Below are 19,670 nucleotides of genomic sequence, written 5' to 3'. Positions count from 1 at the left end.
CCATTGTATACAAACCTGCTTGCACTTATGAACAGAATTCTATAAAATACAGTTAGATTACGGTTGCGATAAGAACAATGAAGAGGAGCAGTAAGAAACAGATATTGTTGCAGAGAGTTGACGGCTGGTGAAAGTCAATCAAGTTTGTTTCCGAACTCACCTCAGAGTTGCAGCGGTGAAAAGCCGTTGACGCATAACTGCGTTAAAAGTATCAAGTGAGTGCGGCGTATGCCGCGCTAACGAGGGTGGTACCGCGGGAAAACGAAAGTCTCTCGTCCCTTTTAGGGATGAGGGAGTTTTTTTTAGTTTGGGAATATTCTGAATAATCCTCTCCTTCCCGTCAATACTTGAACCATACACGCCGTATTCAATCAGAAGGAGGTTTTTACTTTGAGTTTTCAGCACAAAGAGATAGAAAAGAAATGGCAAACATATTGGCTTGAAAACAAAACATTTGCCACTCTTGATAATAATGAAAAACAAAAATTCTACGCGCTGGACATGTTTCCTTACCCGTCTGGAGCTGGGTTGCACGTCGGCCATCCTGAAGGATACACAGCTACGGATATTCTGTCCCGCATGAAGCGCATGCAGGGCTATGATGTCCTTCATCCAATGGGCTGGGACGCATTCGGCCTGCCAGCTGAACAATACGCGCTTGACACAGGGAACGACCCCGCTGTGTTTACGAAGCAGAATATTGATAACTTCCGCCGCCAAATTCAAGCGCTTGGCTTCTCATATGACTGGGATCGCGAAATCAATACGACTGACCCTGAATACTATAAATGGACGCAATGGATTTTCTTAAAGCTATACGAAAAAGGCCTTGCTTACGTTGACGAAGTGCCTGTAAACTGGTGCCCTGCGCTCGGTACTGTTCTTGCCAACGAAGAAGTCATTGACGGCAAGAGCGAACGCGGCGGCCATCCGGTAGAGAGACGCCCAATGAAGCAGTGGATGCTGAAAATCACCGCTTATGCGGACAGGCTCCTTGAGGACTTGGAAGAGCTTGATTGGCCGGAAAGCATTAAAGATATGCAGCGCAACTGGATCGGCCGTTCGGAAGGCGCTCACGTTCATTTTGCTATAGATGGACATGATGATTCCTTTACGGTGTTTACAACAAGACCAGATACGCTGTTTGGCGCTACATACACTGTCCTTGCCCCGGAACACGCATTGGTGGAAAACATCACAACGGCAGAGCAAAAAGAAGCTGTTGAAGCTTATATCAAAGAAATTCAATCAAAGAGTGACCTAGAACGCACAGATCTTGCGAAAACAAAGACAGGCGTATTTACAGGAGCGTATGCGATCAATCCTGTAAACGGAGAAAAACTGCCGATTTGGATTGCGGATTATGTTCTTGCATCATACGGAACAGGTGCTGTCATGGCAGTTCCTGGACACGATGAGCGTGATTTTGAATTCGCCAAAACATTCGGCCTTCCGGTGAAGGAAGTCGTAAAAGGCGGGAACGTTGAGGAAGCAGCCTATACTGGCGACGGCGAGCACGTGAACTCTGATTTCCTGAACGGCCTTCACAAACAGGAAGCGATTGAGAAAGTGATCGCTTGGCTGGAAGAAACGAAAAACGGTGAGAAGAAAGTGACGTACCGTCTTCGTGACTGGCTCTTCAGCCGCCAGCGTTATTGGGGCGAGCCGATTCCGGTCATTCATTGGGAAGACGGAACGTCAACAGCTGTCCCTGAAGAGGAGCTGCCGCTGATTTTGCCGAAAACGGATGAAATCAAACCGAGCGGAACGGGCGAATCACCGCTTGCGAACATTAAAGAGTGGGTGGAAGTCACAGACCCTGAGACAGGGAAAAAAGGAAGAAGAGAAACGAATACAATGCCGCAATGGGCGGGAAGCTGCTGGTATTTCTTGCGCTATATTGATCCGCACAATCCGGATCAGCTGGCATCACCAGAAAAATTGGAAAAATGGCTTCCGGTCGATATGTATATCGGCGGTGCAGAGCATGCCGTGCTTCACCTTCTGTATGCCCGCTTCTGGCATAAGTTCCTTTATGATATCGGCGTAGTGCCGACGAAAGAACCGTTCCAAAAGCTGTACAACCAAGGAATGATTCTCGGTGAAAATAACGAAAAAATGAGTAAATCTAAAGGGAACGTTGTCAACCCTGACGAAATCGTGGCCTCTCACGGTGCTGATACGCTGAGATTGTACGAAATGTTCATGGGACCTCTTGATGCTTCAATCGCCTGGTCTGAATCAGGATTAGACGGTGCGCGCCGTTTCCTTGACCGTGTATGGCGCCTATTTATTGAAGACAGCGGTGAGCTTAATGGAAAAATCGTTGAAGGCGCGGGTGAAACATTGGAGCGCGTCTATCATGAAACGGTCATGAAAGTCACAGACCATTATGAAGGCCTTCGTTTCAACACGGGTATTTCCCAGCTGATGGTCTTTATTAATGAAGCTTATAAAGCAACAGAACTGCCGAAAGAATATATGGAAGGCTTCGTGAAGCTTCTTTCTCCTGTCGCGCCACACTTAGCGGAAGAGCTATGGGAGAAGCTTGGCCATTCCGGCACAATTGCCTACGAAGCTTGGCCTGTATATGATGAAACAAAACTTGTGGATGATGAAGTTGAAATCGTTGTTCAGCTGAACGGAAAAGTAAAAGCGAAATTACAGGTTCCTGCCGATGCAACGAAAGAACAGCTGGAACAGTTTGCTCAAGCAGATGAAAAGGTCAAAGAGCAGCTTGAAGGCAAAACGATTCGGAAAATCATCGCAGTGCCTGGGAAGCTTGTCAATATTGTGGCAAACTAAGCCTAGAAAAAATCCCCTTTGCCAAAAGGGGATTTTTTTCATCAGTCTCAGAATGGCAATCGTTCAGCTGACTTTGATATACTGAACATGATCACTGTGAATAGGAGTGTTTTCTTTGGAAATAAAAGAAATCAGCACAGCCGCTTTGAAAGAAAAAATTGAGGCGGACGAAGAATTATATTTAATTGATGTCAGAGAAGATGAAGAGGTAGCGGAAGGCATGATCCCGCAAGCCGTTCATATTCGCATGGGGGATATTCCTGAAAAAATGGAAACCCTTGATAAAGACAAAGAGTACGTATTTATCTGCCGCTCAGGAATGCGCAGCATGAACGTCTGCAAGTACCTGGATGAGCAAGGCTTTAAAACAGTCAATGTTGAAGGCGGCATGATGGCCTGGGAAGGCGAAACAAAACCAAAAAACTAGGGGAGAGCGGTCCCCTAGTTTTTATTTGTATTCCGGAAGCCAATCGCCGTGCGCTGCAAATAAATCGTCGCACATGGAGATGATGTCCTTCATGGAAAGCTCCGCGCTTGTATGCGGATCAAGCATTGCAGCTTGGTAAACCGCTTCTTTTTTCCGTGTGACAGCCGCTTCGATTGTCATCAGCTGTGTATTAATATTCGTCCGGTTTAAGGCGGCAAGCTGCTCAGGCAGTTCTCCGGCGAAGCACGGTGTAATTTTTTTTCTGTCGGCGACGCATGTCACTTCCACAACCGCTTTTGAAGGAAGGTTGGTGATCAGCCCTGTATTCAAGACGTTTCCTCCGAAGGTGAATGGTTCGTTTGTTTCCATTGCTTCTATAATTCTTGAACCATATTCCTTTGAGCGTTCGTGCGTAAGGTTTTTATTATTGACGATGTCATCCCGCATTTTCTCCCAATTTTCAATCTGCTTGACGCACCTTCTCGGATATTCGTCGAGCGGGATTTGCAGCTCGCTGATCAATTCAGGGTAATTCCGTTTAATAAAGTATGGGTGATACTCTGCGTTATGTTCGGACGATTCCGTGACATAATAGCCGAACTTATCCATTAATTCAAACCGCACCATATCATGATGCTTTGTTTTTTGTTTTTCTTTCGCTCTCCTTTTGATTTCTGGATATAAATCTGTGCCGTCTTTTTTGACTTCCAAAAGCCAAGCCATATGATTGATTCCTGCGATGCGTTCCTCAATTCCTTCATGCTCCATTCCGAGAGCTTTAAATAAATCCTTCGTGCACACTTGAACACTGTGGCAGAGCCCGATTGTTTTGATATTGGTATAGCGGAGCATGGCGCCTGTAAGAGTGGCCATTGGATTTGTATAGTTTAAGAACCATGCGTCAGGGCACATTTCCTCCATATCTTTTGCGATATCAATTAAGACCGGGATTGTTCTGAGAGATCTGAATATCCCGCCGATGCCGACTGTATCGGCGATCGTCTGGCGCAGCCCATACCGTTTAGGAATCTCGAAATCGATGACTGTGCTCGGTTTGTATCCTCCAACCTGAATCGCATTGATGACATAGCCTGCATTTTGCAAGGCGAGTTTTCTGTCATCATAGCTGTTGATGGCCACACTTGGGTTATAACGGTCTCTTAGATTTTCGAGCATGAGCTGGGATTCCTGCAGGCGTTTGGGATCAATGTCATAAAGCGCGAACTCAAATCCATTCAGTGCCTCTGTTAACAGGCAGTCTCCCAAAACATTTTTGGCGAAAATCGTGCTCCCTGCACCGATAAATGTAATCTTTTTCATATTGCTTCCCCCTTTAATGTTAACCCTTTACCGCTCCGGAAGACAGGCCGGCAATAAAGTATTTTTGCAGCGCCAAAAACAGAACAACCATCGGCAGCATTGCCATAAGTGCCGCTGCGGCAACTAAATGAAGGTTGTTTGCGTTTTCTCCGAAAAAACCTGCCATGGCTACTGTTAATGTCTGAACCTTTTGATCTTGTAAAAAGAAAATGGCAAATTGATAGTCGTTCCAAATAAAGACACAAGAAATGATACAGATGGTCGCAGTGATCGGCTTCAGCAGAGGAAACACAATCGTAAAAAAGATTTTCAGCATGCCTGCGCCGTCAATTCTTGCGGCTTCTTCAAGCTCTTTTGGAATGGTCGATCGGATAAAGCCTGAATATAAGAATACGGTTAACGGCATGTAAGCCGCTGTATTGATGAAAATGGCGATTGCGTGTGTATTGACCATTCCGGCGTCCACGACCATTCGGTACAAAGGAACCATGGACGTTAACGGAGGGATGATCATAATGGAAATCAGCAAGGCAAAAACGGCTTTATTCAGTTTCGTTTCCCGCCGGGCAAGCGGGTAGGCGGCAAGTGAGCCGAATATAATTAATAACAAGGCAGAAAAACCTGTGATGATCATGGTGTTTATAAAAGAGTTTCCTAGCGAAGCGCGCTCCCACGCCTCTGAAAAATTATGAAAGGAGATGTCGGCTGGAAATATCCATTTCGAACTGTAGTCTCCTTTTGCTTTCAATGAAGTGGTCAGCAGGATATAAAAAGGAATAAAATGCGCACAGGCCACAATGGCTGCAAGAAGCGTAATGATCCGCATGCTTTTTGTACGGGCGGCTCTCATGACATTTCCGTCTCCTTTCTTTTAAAGTACGCAAGCGCGCAAAAGCTGATGATCAAAATGACAAATGCCATAAATATGCCTTGCGTTGCGGCATAGCCGGCATCCTGCCGTTTGAAATACAAATCATACATAAACGTGGACATGGATTGTGACGCATTTCCGGGTCCGCCTGCGGTGAGTGCAATGATGACGTCAAACAGCTTTAAGCCTCCGATAATGTTGATGACCATATTAATGGTAATGGAGGGCATTAACAGCGGCAGCGTGATGGTAAAAAACTGCTGGCCTTGTTTTGCGCCATCCATTTGCGCCGCTTCATAGTAGTCTTTCGGAATGCTTTGCAGACCGGCTAAGTAGACAACCATAGCGATCCCGACATATTGATAGGTGTTAATCATGACAATGATCCATGGATTGAGCGAGGGACTGGCGAGCGCATTAATAGGGCTGATGCCGAAGACCCCGAGCAAATCGTTGAGCGCACCTCCGTCATAGGAGAAGAAAAAGTACCAAATGTAGCCCATAATGAGCGGGCTGATCATCACCGGCAAATACACAATTGTTCTTGTTACCGCTTTCGTTTTAATGCTTTGATTTAAGAGCAGAGCGTACAGAAGCCCGACCACATTTTGAAAAAAGGTGCTGCCAAGTCCGTAAAGCAGCGTGTTTTTTAAGATATGCCAAGTGTCAGGATCAGAAAACAGCCTTTCATATTGCGCGAATCCAACCCATTGGTAAACTTGTGAAAAGCCGTTCCAGTTTGTAAAGGTAATCAATGTGCCTTTCACAAATGGATAAATCATAAAGACCAGAACGGAGAGCAAAGCAGGAATGTACATCCACCAAAGTGAGGACTGCTTTTTTGGCTTAATCTGTTTCACATGAACGTCCCTTGCGATCTCACTCATTGTTTTCAGCTCCCTGTGTTTCCGATTGCTCCCGGAGTCGTTTATATTCTCTTCCCAGCTTCTGCGAAATGTCTTGAGGCGCCAAAATGTCAGCCGCCAGCTCCTGCCCGACCGTGCCTAGGACATCCCACATTCCGTTTGGCAAGTATAAACGGTCAAAGTAAGGCTCGACTTTGATATCTTGATAATGCTCATAATCGTTTGCGTAGAAAATATCAGCTTTCACATTCGTCAGCCCTGAAGGAAGCGATGTGGCTTCAGCCATTTGTTTGGCATTGGCCGGGCGGGCCATAAATGCGATAAATTCTTTTGCCTCTTTTAATTGAGGCGAATCTTTCCATGCTGCAAGCGTGTAGCGTTCACCGCCGATCCATATCGGGTCATCACCGGGATGTATGGCGGGTGTCGGGATAATGCCGACCTTGACGTTCGGATTGATCTGGGCAACGTCTTGGCCGAGTGTGCCGCCTTGCATTGTAAAGGCGATTTTGTTTTGGGCCATTAATTCAATGAGCTGTGATTTTTTTGCCGTGACGGCGTCGATGTTAATCAATTTTTCTTTCTGCATTTGTTTGAGGATTTCTGATAAATAAGTGAATTTACTCCATTGAAAAGTGCCGTTGATGAGCTGTTTTTTTTCATTATGGGCAGGGTCTGTGATGAGAAGAGGTGTAGCGAATTGGTCGTAATATTGAGCGAATGAGCTTTTGTCATAGCCGGCAAACCAGAAGGGAACAATGCTTCCCTTGCTCTTTTCTTTAATCGTTCTCAGTGCTTTGATAAAGTCATCCATGGTTTCCGGCGGAGCAATGCCGTAACGGTCTAAAATATTGCGATTATACGCCAGACCGTCTTTTGCCTGATTGATCGGATAGGCATACACCTTTCCGCTTTTATTTTTGAGGATGCTGTTTAAATTGGGATCAAGATCTTGAGTCCATTCCATATCCCGGAGATCTGCTGTATATTCTCCGTACCTGATTTTCCCCCAGCCATGTGTATCGAATAGATCTGGCAAATCATTGGCCGCCATTCTGACACGCATCATATTTTCATAGTCATTGCCTGGGAAATGAAGGCTGACATGAATGTTACTGTGTTCCTTTTCGAATGTTGCTGCCAGTTTTCTGAACGTATCTCTTTCACTGTCGGTTGACATTGTAGAATAAATGGTTAACGTCTTTTTTGCGGTATCTGCTGAGCTTTTCTCTGCTGAACACCCGGGGAGAACAAGCAGAATAAGAGAGAGAAATAAAACAAAAGTGTGTTTCATCTTTTCCTCCTTATCATCGTGATGAATCTTTGCTTATGTCACCTCCTTTGCTGTACATCCGCAGCTTTGTCTTACGATTAATGTTGTAGGCAGGGTGACATGGTGGGGAAGCGTTCGGCCATTGAGACGGTCAAGCAGCAGTTTTACGCCTGTCCGGCCCATTTCCTCTGTGTATACCTTCACCGTCGTTAAAGGTGTGCTGGCAAATTCAGCTTCCTCAATGCCGTTAAAGCTGACGATTGCGGTATCCCGCGGCACTTGCAGTCCGGCTTCCTGCAGCGCTTTTAATGCGCCGATCGCCATAGAATCGCTGGCAATAAAGAATGCTTCCGGCAGATGGCCTTGATCGATTGCTTTCTTCATCAGGCGATAGCCCTCACGCATGCTGTATTCTCCGATCAGCACATGCTCAGGCTGGGGGGCGGCTGACTCCAAAAAAGCGGTCAGGCGTTTATCTTCAATCGTTCTGCGAATGCTTTGGCCGTCCTTCAGCGTATGCTCTTTTTCTTGTCCGCCAATGTAGCCTAACCGTTTGTAGCCTGAGTCGAAAAGGTGATCAATCGCCTGGCGTGAAGCCGATTCAAAATCGATTCCAATCGAATCGTATGCTTGCGGATCTGGTGAATGATTGATAAATACGGCATGCTCCAGCCTCCCGCTGATATGCTTAACCGCTTCATCATGAACACGGCCGATGACAATGACACCATCCAATTCCCGAAAGATATGTTCCTGAAAGGAGCCGAGATGAATCGAATTTGTAATGAAAATTTCCTGTTCAAAGCATTCCTTTTCAATCCCTTTCCGAATGGAAGAAAAATAAGGGTCCTGCCTTTCCTGATCAGGGGACAGACAACTCAGCACACCGATCAGCGGCTGGGCCCGCTGTTTTTGCCCGCGGGCTTTTCGGCGTTTGGCAACGGTTTGATAACCAAGCTCTTCAGCGATGTTGATGACTCTTTGTCTCGTTTCGCCCGCAACAGAAAGCGACTCATCTTCATTTAAAATTCTGGACACAGTTGCGCTGGAAACTTTAGCTTTCAAGGCGATATCTTTAATACGAACCATGGGTATCCCTCTCATCTATTTAGTAAAATATTAACTCATCTGTTTTTGATAAATTGATACTATCATATAAAAGTAAGCGGTTACAATAATTGTTTTCAAAATATTTCATAATATTTACTAAATATTTAGTAAATGATGTGATTTATGTTGGAAAAATAAAGGGGAACCCAGATCTGTCTCGTAAATGTGAAGTAAGCGAATAAGGAAGGGTGATGGGATGAGAGCCGAAAGAAGAAAGCAACTGTTTCGATTGCTTGGTGATTTGCCTGATCGGAGGCCAATCAGTGTTGAGACATTACGTATTGAAGAAAGAGAAGAAAATATCGTTGAAACGCTCCTGCTCGATTTAAATGGACATGAAAAGGTGCCCGCTTATTTTGTGAAGCCGAAGAAAACAGAAGGACCGTGCCCAGCCGTATTGTTTCAGCATTCGCATGGGGGCCAGTATGATAGGGGAAAAAGTGAGCTGATTGAGGGAGCGGATTATTTGAAAGCGCCTTCTTTTTCTGATGAGCTTACTTCTCTCGGATACGGCGTTCTTGCGATTGATCATTGGGGATTTGGAGATCGGCGGGGAAAAGCGGAAAGCGAGATATTTAAAGAAATGCTTCTCACCGGAAAAGTGATGTGGGGGATGATGATTTATGACAGTTTAAGTGCGTTAGACTATATGCAGTCACGCTCTGATGTTCAGCCTGACAGGATCGGAACCATCGGAATGTCTATGGGAGGTTTGATGGCGTGGTGGACAGCGGCGCTCGATGACCGGATTAAGGTGTGTGTGGATTTGTGCAGCCAAGTGGATCATCACGTGCTGATCAAAACACAGAATCTTGACAGGCACGGCTTTTATTATTACGTCCCATCGCTTGCAAAGCATTTTTCCGCATCGGAGATCCAAAGCCTGATCGCGCCGCGCCCGCACCTTAGTCTTGTTGGTGTACACGATCGGTTAACGCCGGCCGAGGGCGTGGACAAAATCGAAAAAGAATTGACAGCTGTCTATGCTGGACAGGGAGCTTCTGATTGCTACCGAGTGGTCCGTTCTGCTTCGGGACATTTCGAAACAGCAGTTATGAGGCATGAAGCTGTCCGGTTTTTGCAAAAGTGGCTGTGACTGTTAAAAGAAATCGAAAAAGACCGTTTTATGTGAAAACGGTCTTTTTGTTTCCTTTTAACCAACTGCCATAAATCGATGCTTTCTTCTATTGACAGAAACAGGAGAGAATAATATATTCTAATTGTTAACCTTAAAATATAATTGGTTAACAATTAAAATGAGAAGCACTGCACGTTCTTCAGTTATCAGTGAAAGGGCGAGAAATGATGCAAGAAGAAACTTTTTATAGTGTCAGAATGAGGGCTTCTATGAATGGATCTCATGAAGACGGCGGAAAGCATATATCCGGCGGAGAACGGCTTATTCCTTTCCATGAGATGAAGCATACAGTCAATGCTTTATTAGAAAAAGGGTTATCCCATTCAAGAGGAAAACCTGATTTTATGCAAATTCAATTTGAAGAGGTATATGAATCGATAAAAACCATTCAGCCATTGCCTGTGCATACGAATGAAGTGAGCTGCCCGGAAGAAGGGCAAAAGCTGGCCCGATTGTTATTGGAAAAAGAAGGCGTTTCACGAGACGTGATTGAAAAAGCATATGAACAAATCCCTGAATGGTCAGATGTCAGGGGTGCGGTGTTGTTTGATATTCATACAGGAAAGCGAATGGATCAAACAAAAGAAAAAGGGGTGCGGGTCTCCAGAATGGATTGGCCGGACGCTAATTTTGAAAAATGGGCGCTTCACAGTCACGTGCCAGCTCATTCAAGAATAAAAGAGGCCCTTGCTCTCGCTTCAAAGGTAAGCCGGCACCCGGCAGCCGTTGCAGAATTATGCTGGTCGGACGATCCAGATTACATAACAGGCTATGTTGCGGGTAAGAAAATGGGCTATCAGCGTATTACAGCAATGAAAGAATACGGGACTGAAGAGGGCTGCCGAGTCTTTTTTGTTGATGGATCCAATGATGTAAACACGTACATACATGATCTGGAGAAGCAGCCTATTTTAATAGAGTGGGAGGAAGATCATGACTCATGATTTGATAGAAAAAAGTAAAAAGCACCTCTGGCTGCCATTTACCCAAATGAAAGATTATGATGAAAACCCCTTAATCATCGAAAGCGGGACTGGAATCAAAGTCAAAGACATAAATGGCAAGGAATACTATGACGGTTTTTCATCAGTTTGGCTTAATGTCCACGGACACCGCAAAAAAGAACTAGATAATGCCATAAAAAAACAGCTCGGAAAAATTGCGCACTCCACGTTATTGGGCATGACCAACGTTCCAGCAACCCAGCTTGCCGAAACATTAATCGACATCAGCCCAAAAAAGCTCACGCGGGTCTTTTATTCAGACAGCGGCGCAGAAGCGATGGAAATAGCCCTAAAAATGGCGTTTCAGTATTGGAAGAACATCGGGAAGCCTGAGAAACAAAAATTCATCGCAATGAAAAACGGGTATCACGGTGATACGATTGGCGCCGTCAGTGTCGGTTCAATTGAGCTTTTTCACCACGTATACGGCCCGTTGATGTTCGAGAGTTACAAGGCTCCGATTCCTTATGTGTATCGCTCTGAAAGCGGTGATCCTGATGAGTGCCGTGATCAGTGCCTCCGAGAGCTTGAACAGCTGCTTAAGGAACATCACGAGGAAATTGCCGCGCTTTCCATTGAATCAATGGTACAAGGGGCTTCCGGTATGATTGTGATGCCGGAAGGATATTTGGCAGGGGTGCGCGAGCTATGTACAACATACGATGTCTTAATGATCGTTGATGAAGTTGCTACAGGCTTTGGCCGTACAGGAAAAATGTTTGCGTGCGAGCACGAGAATGTCCAGCCTGATCTGATGGCTGCCGGTAAAGGCATTACAGGAGGCTATTTGCCAATTGCCGTTACGTTTGCCACTGAAGACATCTATAAGGCATTTTATGATGATTATGAAAACCTAAAAACCTTTTTCCATGGCCATTCCTATACAGGCAATCAGCTTGGCTGTGCGGTTGCGCTTGAAAATCTGGCATTATTTGAATCTGAAAACATTGTGGAACAAGTAGCGGAAAAAAGTAAAAAGCTCCATTTTCTTCTTCAAGATCTGCACGCTCTTCCTCATGTTGGGGATATTCGGCAGCTTGGCTTTATGTGCGGTGCAGAGCTTGTCCGGTCAAAGGAAACCAAAGAACCTTACCCGGCTGATCGGCGGATTGGATACAAAGTTTCCTTAAAAATGAGAGAGTTAGGAATGCTGACAAGGCCGCTTGGGGACGTGATTGCATTTCTTCCTCCTCTTGCCAGCACAGCTGAAGAGCTCTCGGAAATGGTTGCCATTATGAAACAAGCGATCCACGAGGTTACGAGCCTTGAAGATTGATTCCTGGTTGAACAAGCGGTTAGACATAGTAAAGGAAGCCGGCGTACATCGTAACCTGCGGTCAATGAATGGGGCACCGGTTCCAGAGAGGAACATTGATGGCGAAAATCAAACGGTCTGGTCCTCAAACAATTATTTAGGGCTCGCAAACGATAGACGTTTGATCGATGCAGCCCAAACAGCATTGCAGCAATTTGGGACAGGAAGCAGCGGTTCACGTTTAACGACAGGCAATTCGGTCTGGCATGAAAAGCTAGAAAAGAAGATTGCCAGCTTTAAGCGGACAGAAGCGGCCCTGCTGTTTTCGAGCGGTTACTTGGCCAATGTCGGTGTCCTTTCATCCTTGCCAGAAAAGGAAGATGTCATTTTAAGTGACCAGCTCAATCATGCAAGTATGATCGACGGCTGCCGACTTTCTAAGGCTGATACAGTTGTTTATCGGCATATTGATATGAATGATCTTGAAAACAAGCTGAATGAAACACAGCGTTATCAGCGCCGTTTTATCGTAACAGACGGGGTATTCAGCATGGATGGCACAATCGCCCCTCTTGATCAGATCATCTCACTTGCGAAACGCTATCATGCCTTCGTGGTCGTTGATGACGCCCACGCAACAGGAGTTTTAGGCGATTCGGGACGAGGAACGAGTGAATACTTTGGTGTTTGTCCCGACATTGTGATCGGCACCTTAAGCAAAGCTGTTGGCGCGGAAGGAGGTTTTGCGGCAGGATCAGCGGTCCTCATCGACTTTTTGCTGAACCATGCCAGAACATTTATCTTTCAAACCGCTATTCCGCCAGCCAGCTGTGCGGCTGCTCACGAGGCTTTCAACATCATTGAAGCCAGCAGGGAAAAACGACAGCTTTTATTTTCTTATATCAGTATGATCAGAACCAGTCTGATGAATATGGGGTATGTGGTGAAAGGAGATCACACACCGATTATTCCCGTGGTCATCGGCGATGCCCATAAAACGGTCATATTTGCTGAAAAACTGCAGGGCAAGGGAATTTATGCTCCTGCCATTCGGCCGCCGACCGTTGCGCCGGGTGAAAGCCGTATTCGAATTACAATCACGTCTGACCACAGTATGGGTGATATTGATGATTTGCTGAAAACATTTCATTCAATCGGAAAGGAGCTGCATATCATTTGAGGGGTTTTTTTGTGACGGGAACTGATACAGAAGTGGGGAAAACGGTTATATCCAGCGGTCTTGCTGCCTTATTGAAAGAACATAATAGAGATGTCGGTGTGTATAAACCATTTTTAAGCGGGATATCGCGTCATCATCCAGATAGTGATACAAGTCTGCTGAAAGACATGTCGCAGACCAGTCTTTCTCATGAAGACATTACGCCTTTTGCCTTCAAAGCGCCGCTTGCACCATACGTTGCAGGGAAACTTGAAGGAAAGACTGTCACCATGGAAGAGGTTTTAAGCCATTGGGGGCGGATTAGAGAAAAACATGAATGCTTCATCGTAGAAGGTGCAGGCGGTATTTCTGTGCCATTGGGAGAGGACTATTTGGTCAGTCATGTCATAAAAGCGTTGCAGCTTCCCCTGATTATTGTGGCACGTCCTCACCTTGGAACCATTAATCATACCTTTTTAACTGTCAAATATGCAGAAAGCATGGGGCTTCCAATTGCCGGAATTATCATCAATGGAATCAGTGACTCTCCTGATGAAGATGAAAAAACCAATCCTGAGATGATTGAGCGCTTATGCGGTGTTCCGATTTTAGGGGTTACGCCAAAGCTTGCCAACGTTACGAAAGAAACGGTTCTACATATGGTAAAAGACCATATCAATCTATCATTACTGATGAATCAAATGGGGGTATGAGAATGAATCAATGGATGGAACTCGCAGACCGGGTGCTGGCTGGAGCAGAAGTGACTGACGAAGAGGCGCTTTCAATATTACATTGTCCTGATGAAGATATTTTGCTATTAATGCATGGAGCTTTTCATATCAGAAAACACTTTTATGGAAAAAAAGTAAAGCTCAATATGATTATGAATGCGAAATCCGGGCTCTGCCCGGAAAACTGCGGCTATTGTTCACAGTCTGCCATTTCGAAAGCGCCAATTGAGTCTTACCGGATGGTGAATAAGGAAACGCTGCTTGAAGGCGCGAAGCGGGCGCACGATCTGAATATCGGCACATATTGTATCGTGGCAAGCGGCAGAGGTCCGTCTAACAGAGAAGTGGATCAGGTCGTAGATGCGGTTCAGGAAATTAAAGAGACGTATGGACTGAAGATTTGTGCATGTCTTGGACTGTTGAAGCCAGAGCAGGCGAAGCGGCTCAAAGATGCAGGAGTAGACCGCTATAATCATAATTTGAATACGTCACAGAGAAACCATTCAAACATCACAACCTCACATACATACGATGACAGAGTCAATACGGTTGAAATCGCAAAAGAATCGGGGCTGTCTCCGTGTTCAGGCGCCATTATCGGGATGAAGGAGACGAAACAGGATGTCATTGACATCGCCAAAAGCTTGAAGGCTCTTGACGCGGATTCCATTCCTGTGAATTTTTTGCATGCAATTGATGGCACGCCGTTAGAAGGCGTCAACGAATTAAACCCGCTGTATTGTTTAAAAGTGCTGGCGCTGTTCCGTTTTATCAATCCATCAAAAGAAATTCGCATTTCCGGAGGAAGAGAGGTCAATCTCCGCACATTGCAGCCATTAGGGCTTTACGCCGCAAACTCCATTTTTGTCGGAGACTACTTAACAACTGCCGGGCAAGAGGAGACGGAGGATCATAAAATGCTGAGTGATTTAGGCTTTGAAGTTGAATCAGTCGAAGAAATGAAGGCTAGTTTAAGTGCGAAAAGCTGAAAGAATCAATAAAAGCAATCGGTATGATGTCGATTGTTTTTATTTTTGAACAGAAAGGAGAAAATCACGTGACAATTGTATCGTCAACTGCATCTTCTGAGTTTTTGAAAAACCCATATTCTTTTTACGACACATTGCGAGCTGTTCATCCTATCTATAAAGGGAGTTTCTTAAAATACCCGGGCTGGTATGTCACAGGATATGAAGAAACGGCTGCTATTTTGAAAGATGCGAGATTCAAAGTCCGCACCCCGCTGCCTGAGAGCTCAACCAAATATCAGGACCTTTCACATGTGCAAAATCAAATGATGCTGTTTCAGAACCAGCCTGATCATAGACGATTGCGGACGCTTGCCAGCGGAGCGTTTACGCCGAGAGCGACAGAGAGTTATCAGCCGTATATCATTGAAACTGTCCATCATTTGCTTGATCAAGTGCAAGGTAAAAAAAAGATGGAGGTCATTTCGGACTTTGCTTTTCCTTTAGCAAGCTTTGTCATAGCTAACATTATAGGTGTACCGGAGGAAGATAGGGAGCAATTAAAGGAGTGGGCTGCGAGTCTCATTCAAACGATTGATTTTACCCGATCAAGAAAGGCATTAACAGAGGGCAATCATATGGCTGTGCAGGCTATGGCATATTTCAAAGAGCTGATTCAAAAGCGAAAACGCCACCCTCAACAGGATATGATCAGCATGCTCTTAAAGGGGAAAGAAAAGGATAAGCTGACGGAAGAGGAGGCGGCATCTACGTGCATATTGCTGGCGATCGCCGGACATGAGACAACGGTCAATCTCATCAGCAATTCAGTCCTTTGTCTGCTGCAGCATCCAGAACAGCTTTTGAAACTGAGAGAAAATCCAGATCTTATTGGTACCGCAGTTGAGGAATGTTTACGCTATGAAAGCCCCACGCAAATGACAGCCAGAGTTGCGTCAGAGGATATTGACATCAGCGGGGTGACGATCCGTCAAGGAGAACAAGTCTATCTTTTGTTAGGGGCGGCTAATCGAGACCCAAGCATTTTCACGAACCCCGATGTCTTCGATATTACGAGAAGTCCTAATCCGCACCTTTCATTCGGTCATGGCCATCATGTTTGCTTAGGGTCCTCGCTGGCGCGATTAGAAGCGCAAATTGCGATTAACATTCTTCTGCAGCGGATGCCCAGCCTTAAGCTCGCGGATTTTGAATGGCGGTATCGGCCGCTTTTTGGATTTCGGGCGCTTGAGGAGCTGCCGGTGACTTTTGAATAAGCCTAAGAATGTGAGTGCCAAAAAAGTGTCAGCCCCGCCGAAAATGGGCAATCTATAAAAAAGGGGAGTGAACATCGTGAAAAAAGTGCTGATTGCCGGCGGAAATGGTGTGATTGGGAGACTGCTTGCTGAAGGGCTTATTTCAGACTATGAAGTGACAGTGCTTGATAAAGATCATTTCGATGGCAAAGCCTCTTCCATTCAGGCTGACGCGGCAAATTATGAGGAGCTGTTGAAGAAGATTCCAAAAGATACCGATGCCATCTTGAATTTACTCGCTGTGAAAATCAAATACGATATTATGGACATCGCTGAGTTTGAAAAAATGACGGATGTTTTCTATAGGGCAAGCTATTATCTGTGCCGTGCGGCAGCGGAGCTCGGCATTCAAAAGCTCGTGTTCGCCAGCAGCAATCATGTCACAGATGTATATGAAAAAGACGGGCGCTCGCTCTTAGGACGGGAAATCACAACAAGCGATTATCCGCTGTCAAAAAACTTGTACGGTGTATTAAAGCTGACCTCTGAACAGATCGGCCATTTGTTTTATTTGGAAAATAAGCTATCAGTAATCAACCTTCGAATCGGAACAGTCGTGACAGATGAAATGGATACGCTGCATGAAAAAGAACGGACGAAAAAGACACTGCTTTCTCACCCCGATCTGCTGTCGATTTTCAAAGCCGCCATTGAGACCAACATCCGGTATGGCACTTATTACGCCGTCTCTGATAATCCGGGCCGGCCATGGTCCATTGAATCTGCCGTGAATGAACTTGGGTTTTCGCCACAAATCAATACGGCTGAACTTCTGAACGAGGAGGAGAACGGAGCATAATCATTTTCTAAGATTATGCTCTTTTTCTTTTGTTATCGGTCTCAATTCGCGGCAGCCCCCGCCCGGCCGGGGACACTGTTCAAATGATTATAGACATGGCAATCACAGACTGCTACATTTTAGACACGATATCGTCACATGCTGAGCTCGGTTTCCAAAAATATGATAACGCTTACAAAGAGAGGTGGGAGCTATCGCACATTCACTGAAAAACCGTCTGTTTGATATGTTGATTTATGGTTTCTTGCTGATGTTCGCTTTAATATGCGTACTTCCGTTCATTCATGTCATCGCAGCATCTTTCGCCACAGTAGAAGAAGTCGTGTCGAAAAAATTCATTTTAATACCGACCACTTTTTCGCTAGATGCTTATCGCTACATTTTTTCAACAGATATTATTTATAAGAGTTTGCTTGTTTCTGTGTTTGTGACAGTGATAGGCACTGCGGTCAGCATGTTTCTTTCGTCACTGATGGCTTACGGGTTATCCCGCCGTGATTTAATCGGCCGGCAGCCGCTCATGTTTCTCGTCGTATTTACGATGCTGTTTAGCGGCGGCATGATTCCGACTTTCCTTGTGGTCAAATCGCTTGGATTACTCGATTCTTACTGGGCGCTTATTTTGCCGACAGCCATTAATGCCTTTAACCTGATCATTCTGAAAAACTTCTTTCAAAATATCCCATCAAGCCTGGAAGAGTCCGCGAAAATTGACGGGTGCAATGATCTGGGCATATTCTTTAAAATTGTGCTGCCGCTGTCTCTTCCTGCGATCGCAACGATTTCACTATTTTATGCGGTCACGTATTGGAACACGTATATGACAGCGATCTTGTACTTAAATGATTCAGCAAAATGGCCGATTCAGGTTCTTCTGCGCCAAATCGTCATTGTATCAAGCGGTATGCAAGGGGATATGTCTGAAATGGGGTCGGGCAGCCCGCCGCCTGAGCAAACCATTAAAATGGCGGTCATAGTGGTGGCGACCATCCCTGTTCTGCTTGTCTATCCGTTTATACAAAAGCATTTTGCAAAAGGAGCTTTGCTGGGATCTGTCAAAGGATAAAGAAATATGAAACGGAGGGGTACGATGGGAAACAAATGGAGGGTGCTTTTGATTGTGCTTGTACTGGCACTCGGCGGAGTGCTGGCGGGCTGTAAAGGAACTGATCAGTCTTCGGCTGAAGGCAAAGCTGGCCCAGATTCAAAGGTAAAGCTGTCTTGGATGGCGATTTTGTATCATCAGCAGCCGCCGAAAGACAGGGCGATTAAAGAAATTGAAAAGCTGACAAATACAGAACTCGACATCACCTGGGTTCCAGACGCGGTGAAAGAAGACAGGCTGAATGCAGCGCTTGCAGCCGGGAATCTTCCGCAAATCGTGACCATCCAGGATATTAAAAATTCGTCAGTCATGAATGCCTTCCGGTCAGGAATGTTCTGGGAAATCGGTGATTATATCAAGGATTATCCCAACTTAAATAAAATGAACAAACTTATTAATAAAAATGTGACAATTGACGGCAAGCTCTACGGGATATACAGAGAGCGCCCGCTTTCCAGACAGGGGATCGTCATTCGGAAGGACTGGCTGGACAATTTAAATTTGAAAACCCCGAAAACGTTGGATGAGCTTTATGAAGTGGCCAAAGCATTTACGGAGGACGACCCGGACAAGGATGGGGAAGATAATACGATCGGGCTGGCAGACCGTAATGACTTGATTTACGGCGCGTTTAAAACGATTGGCTCGTATGAAGGCATGCCGACAGATTGGAAGGAATCGGGCGGCAAATTCACGCCTGATTTCATGACACAGGAATACAAAGACACGATGAACTATATGAAAAAGCTGCGTGATAACGGGTATATGAATAAGGATTTTCCCGTCACGAGCAAAACCCAGCAGCAGGAGCTGTTTTCTCAAGGAAAAGCCGGAATTTATATTGGCAATATGGTAGATGCGGTCAATCTGCGCGACCATGCCTCTGATAAATCAATGAAGCTCGAGGTCATCAACCGCATAAAAGGCCCAGATGGGAAAGAGCGGATATGGGCATCAGGAGGCCATAACGGCGTGTTTGCTTTCCCGAAAACGAGTGTGAAAACGGAAGCTGAGCTTAAACGGATCTTGGCTTTTTTTGACCGAATTGCCGAAGAAGATGTCTATAGCCTGATGACTTATGGCATTGACGGCGTTCATTACAACAAAGGTGAGGACAAAACGTTCACACGCAAAGAAAGCCAGGTAAAAGACTGGCAGACTGATATTCAGCCGCTGTCCGCCTTAATTGCCATTGATAAAGCCTACTTAAAAAACACTGGAGATCCGCTTCGGACGGCGTACGAGGAGCTGACCGAGGACAATGAAAAGATTATCGTCTCAAACCCGGCTGAAAGCCTGTATTCCGCATCGGAGTCGGAACGGGGTGATGAACTGAAGAAAATCATTGATGACGCGACTTATAAATATATGATTGGAGACATCACAGAAAGCCAGTTCGATAAAGAAGTGGAAAAATGGGAGTCAAGCGGAGGAAAACAAATTATTCAGGAATACGAAGAAGCGTTTAAACAAGCAAAATAACGTTGGAAAAACCCAAAACGCGCAAGCAGTTTTGGGTT

At 45.4% G+C, this 19,670-nt stretch carries 17 protein-coding genes and 1 other annotated feature; of the genes, 12 read left to right on the top strand and 5 right to left on the bottom strand.

The window, feature by feature from the left end:
• Positions 1-68: 68 nt before the first annotated feature.
• Positions 69-283: a binding site (T-box leader), on the top strand.
• Positions 284-390: 107 nt separating this feature from the next.
• Together leuS and NSQ12_RS16020 are read left to right on the top strand one after the other, a co-directional pair.
• Positions 391-2,805 carry a leucine--tRNA ligase gene (gene leuS / locus NSQ12_RS16025; RefSeq protein ID WP_033884845.1) on the top strand — a complete coding sequence of 805 codons (2,415 nt, stop codon included), beginning with the start codon at positions 391-393 and terminating at the stop codon, positions 2,803-2,805.
• 115 nt (positions 2,806-2,920) lie between these two features.
• Positions 2,921-3,232: a rhodanese-like domain-containing protein gene (locus tag NSQ12_RS16020; protein ID WP_004398993.1), complete on the top strand. Its 312-nt coding sequence runs from the start codon at positions 2,921-2,923 to the stop codon at positions 3,230-3,232.
• A gap of 21 nt (positions 3,233-3,253) precedes the next feature.
• Here NSQ12_RS16020 and melA read toward each other — a convergent pair whose 3' ends face one another.
• Genes melA through NSQ12_RS15995 form a run of 5 tightly spaced genes read right to left on the bottom strand, consistent with a single transcriptional unit; the run spans position 3,254 to position 8,651 of the window.
• Positions 3,254-4,552 carry an alpha-galactosidase MelA gene (melA, locus tag NSQ12_RS16015; RefSeq protein ID WP_339175133.1) on the bottom strand — a complete coding sequence of 433 codons (1,299 nt, stop codon included), beginning with the start codon at positions 4,550-4,552 and terminating at the stop codon, positions 3,254-3,256.
• A 19-nt stretch (positions 4,553-4,571) separates the two neighbouring features.
• On the bottom strand, positions 4,572-5,402 hold the full coding sequence (locus NSQ12_RS16010) for a carbohydrate ABC transporter permease (RefSeq protein WP_014480612.1): 831 nt from the start codon (positions 5,400-5,402) through the stop codon (positions 4,572-4,574).
• The gene (locus tag NSQ12_RS16005; protein ID WP_038427851.1) at positions 5,399-6,310 is read right to left on the bottom strand and encodes a sugar ABC transporter permease; all 912 of its coding nucleotides are present in this window, start codon (positions 6,308-6,310) and stop codon (positions 5,399-5,401) included. Before NSQ12_RS16005 ends, NSQ12_RS16010 begins: the two co-directional genes overlap by 4 nt.
• Positions 6,303-7,583, bottom strand: a complete 1,281-nt coding sequence (locus NSQ12_RS16000) for an ABC transporter substrate-binding protein (protein WP_015714553.1) — start codon at positions 7,581-7,583, stop codon at positions 6,303-6,305. The genes NSQ12_RS16005 and NSQ12_RS16000 overlap by 8 nt, the downstream gene beginning before the upstream one ends.
• 33 nt (positions 7,584-7,616) lie before the next feature.
• Positions 7,617-8,651: a LacI family DNA-binding transcriptional regulator gene (locus NSQ12_RS15995; RefSeq protein WP_003229188.1), complete on the bottom strand. Its 1,035-nt coding sequence runs from the start codon at positions 8,649-8,651 to the stop codon at positions 7,617-7,619.
• 217 nt (positions 8,652-8,868) lie between these two features.
• Between NSQ12_RS15995 and NSQ12_RS15990 the strand changes: the two genes are divergently transcribed.
• The 10 genes from NSQ12_RS15990 (at position 8,869) to NSQ12_RS15945 (ending at position 19,632) form a co-directional block, all read left to right on the top strand.
• Positions 8,869-9,768 carry an alpha/beta hydrolase gene (locus tag NSQ12_RS15990; protein ID WP_339175131.1) on the top strand — a complete coding sequence of 300 codons (900 nt, stop codon included), beginning with the start codon at positions 8,869-8,871 and terminating at the stop codon, positions 9,766-9,768.
• A 209-nt stretch (positions 9,769-9,977) separates the two neighbouring features.
• Positions 9,978-10,754, top strand: a complete 777-nt coding sequence (bioW, locus tag NSQ12_RS15985; protein ID WP_049141002.1) for a 6-carboxyhexanoate--CoA ligase — start codon at positions 9,978-9,980, stop codon at positions 10,752-10,754.
• Positions 10,744-12,090, top strand: coding sequence for an adenosylmethionine--8-amino-7-oxononanoate transaminase (bioA, locus tag NSQ12_RS15980; protein ID WP_032726441.1), 1,347 nt, complete (start codon positions 10,744-10,746; stop codon positions 12,088-12,090). The genes bioW and bioA overlap by 11 nt, the downstream gene beginning before the upstream one ends.
• Positions 12,080-13,249: an 8-amino-7-oxononanoate synthase gene (bioF, locus tag NSQ12_RS15975; protein WP_339175128.1), complete on the top strand. Its 1,170-nt coding sequence runs from the start codon at positions 12,080-12,082 to the stop codon at positions 13,247-13,249. Before bioA ends, bioF begins: the two co-directional genes overlap by 11 nt.
• On the top strand, positions 13,246-13,941 hold the full coding sequence (gene bioD / locus NSQ12_RS15970) for a dethiobiotin synthase (RefSeq protein ID WP_339175126.1): 696 nt from the start codon (positions 13,246-13,248) through the stop codon (positions 13,939-13,941). Before bioF ends, bioD begins: the two co-directional genes overlap by 4 nt.
• Before the next feature lie 2 nt (positions 13,942-13,943).
• Positions 13,944-14,951, top strand: coding sequence for a biotin synthase BioB (gene bioB / locus NSQ12_RS15965; protein ID WP_004398967.1), 1,008 nt, complete (start codon positions 13,944-13,946; stop codon positions 14,949-14,951).
• A gap of 68 nt (positions 14,952-15,019) precedes the next feature.
• Complete coding sequence (gene bioI / locus NSQ12_RS15960) at positions 15,020-16,207, top strand: biotin biosynthesis cytochrome P450 (RefSeq protein ID WP_339175124.1); 1,188 nt, start codon at positions 15,020-15,022, stop codon at positions 16,205-16,207.
• A gap of 76 nt (positions 16,208-16,283) precedes the next feature.
• Positions 16,284-17,045 (top strand): NAD(P)-dependent oxidoreductase, encoded by a 762-nt coding sequence (locus NSQ12_RS15955; protein WP_003245974.1) that lies wholly within the window; start codon positions 16,284-16,286, stop codon positions 17,043-17,045.
• Positions 17,046-17,250: 205 nt separating this feature from the next.
• Positions 17,251-18,111 carry a carbohydrate ABC transporter permease gene (locus NSQ12_RS15950; protein WP_010886597.1) on the top strand — a complete coding sequence of 287 codons (861 nt, stop codon included), beginning with the start codon at positions 17,251-17,253 and terminating at the stop codon, positions 18,109-18,111.
• A 24-nt stretch (positions 18,112-18,135) separates the two neighbouring features.
• Entirely contained in the window at positions 18,136-19,632 is a 1,497-nt protein-coding gene (locus tag NSQ12_RS15945) for an extracellular solute-binding protein (protein WP_339175122.1), read from the top strand.
• Positions 19,633-19,670: the final 38 nt, after the last annotated feature.

Source organism: Bacillus sp. PS95 (genome assembly GCF_037963565.1).
In the GTDB taxonomy this organism is placed as follows: domain Bacteria; phylum Bacillota; class Bacilli; order Bacillales; family Bacillaceae; genus Bacillus; species Bacillus subtilis.
This window is presented reverse-complemented; position numbering and strand designations above follow the sequence as displayed.

Bases quoted from the DNA above. Each gene is read 5' to 3' on its own strand.
- bioW (WP_049141002.1), top strand. From the start codon at position 9,978: ATGCAAGAAGAAACTTTTTATAGTGTCAGAATGAGGGCTTCTATGAAT.
- NSQ12_RS16000 (WP_015714553.1), bottom strand. From the start codon at position 7,583: ATGAAACACACTTTTGTTTTATTTCTCTCTCTTATTCTGCTTGTTCTC.
- NSQ12_RS15995 (WP_003229188.1), bottom strand. From the start codon at position 8,651: ATGGTTCGTATTAAAGATATCGCCTTGAAAGCTAAAGTTTCCAGCGCA.
- bioB (WP_004398967.1), top strand. From the start codon at position 13,944: ATGAATCAATGGATGGAACTCGCAGACCGGGTGCTGGCTGGAGCAGAA.
- NSQ12_RS15945 (WP_339175122.1), top strand. From the start codon at position 18,136: ATGGGAAACAAATGGAGGGTGCTTTTGATTGTGCTTGTACTGGCACTC.
- NSQ12_RS16005 (WP_038427851.1), bottom strand. From the start codon at position 6,310: ATGAGTGAGATCGCAAGGGACGTTCATGTGAAACAGATTAAGCCAAAA.
- melA (WP_339175133.1), bottom strand. From the start codon at position 4,552: ATGAAAAAGATTACATTTATCGGTGCAGGGAGCACGATTTTCGCCAAA.
- bioA (WP_032726441.1), top strand. From the start codon at position 10,744: ATGACTCATGATTTGATAGAAAAAAGTAAAAAGCACCTCTGGCTGCCA.
- NSQ12_RS16010 (WP_014480612.1), bottom strand. From the start codon at position 5,402: ATGAGAGCCGCCCGTACAAAAAGCATGCGGATCATTACGCTTCTTGCA.
- NSQ12_RS15990 (WP_339175131.1), top strand. From the start codon at position 8,869: ATGAGAGCCGAAAGAAGAAAGCAACTGTTTCGATTGCTTGGTGATTTG.